The sequence below is a fragment of the Aliiglaciecola sp. SL4 genome (genome assembly GCF_041538045.1).
Classification (GTDB): Bacteria; Pseudomonadota; Gammaproteobacteria; order Enterobacterales; family Alteromonadaceae; genus Aliiglaciecola.
The window spans coordinates 1-1,411 of record NZ_JBGOSE010000029.1; the positions used below are offsets into that span (position 1 = coordinate 1).

Here is a 1,411-nt window from a genome sequence, read left to right on the forward strand (position 1 = left end):
TTGTGTACGCCCAGCATGGGCATGAACTAATGAGGTGTAAGTCCTCTGTAGGAAGAACACCGTTTATTTAACTTACCGTTATTAAACGTTAACTACTAGCGAATGGCAAGGGCTAAACCGTGAGGTTTGGTCTGAAGGAAGCCGGACGCAAATTTGCGAGCTGATGAACAAGAACATCATATGAGGCGTAGGCTGAAGGTGAGTTGGCACAAGACGACGAAACCATGTGTTCTAACGGCCACCGTAAATGATGCAGCAGTGCAAAGAAAGTTTATGCTCTTATCTGGGGAGATCTGCTTAACAAGCGATCGGTAACTAACCAGTGAGGCTCTGGTATACAAGTGCCTTGGCTTTTCAGTGTCATCGACTGGAAAGAGCAAATAGATGAAAACCGATAGCGCATAACGGTGTAAACCGTTCTGTGATTATGCAGAAGTCAGCAGACGGCATAGTAGCCAAATGCCCATCGTAATGGTTGGGACACGGTGAAGGCCTGAACATTTAGAACAAAGGAGGAGCCTTGTCAGACTTGAATACACGAATACCGTCCGGTAGCGACGTGACTCAGCGTACCGATAAGCAGCCAGCCTTTAGCGCAGATCTACTCGAACTCACTTTAAAGCCTTCTAATATATTAGAAGCGTGGAAACGGGTTCGAGCCAATAAAGGGGCCGCTGGCATTGATGGCATGACCATTGATGACTTCCCCGCTTGGGCAAAAGATGGAAACTGGAAACGTATTATGTCTAAGCTTCGCTCAGGACAATACCAACCTTCACCCGTTCGACGTGTGGAAATTGATAAACCCGATGGCGGTAAACGTCAGCTGGGAATTCCGACCATTGTTGATCGTGTGATCCAACAAGCCATTGCTCAAGTCCTTACGCCGATTTTCGACCCAACCTTCTCTGACAACAGTTTTGGGTTTAGGCCAAATCGAAATGGACAACAGGCGGTAAAACAGGTACAAAGCATCATTAAAATGGGCCGCCGTTTTACAGTCGATGTTGATCTGTCAAAGTTCTTTGACCGCGTTAATCATGACTTACTCATGACGCACCTTGGCTATAAAGTGAAGGATAAGCGATTGCTTAAATTGATTAAACGTTACTTGCGAGCTGGGGTTATCGATAACCAGTTCTACAGTGAAAGTCGAGAAGGTGTACCACAAGGCGGGCCGTTATCGCCGCTACTGGCTAACATCATGCTCGATCCTTTAGACAAAGAGCTTGAGAAACGAGGCCACCAGTTTGCTCGCTACGCGGACGACTTTACCATACTGGTAAAGAGCCCTCGTGCGGGAAAACGTGTGCTAAGTAGTATCAGCAGATTCCTGAATAACCGCTTGAAATTGGTCGTTAACACGGTTAAAAGCCACGTCGTTAAAACCAATGAAAGCAAATTCCTTGGG

At 46.6% G+C, this 1,411-nt stretch carries 1 protein-coding gene; it reads left to right on the forward strand.

Translation table 11 applies throughout. From position 1 onward, the window contains the following. Positions 1–520: 520 nt before the first annotated feature. Positions 521–1,411 (forward strand): group II intron reverse transcriptase/maturase (gene ltrA, locus AB6T38_RS19185; protein ID WP_372548821.1); only part of this gene is annotated, 891 nt, incomplete at its 3' end.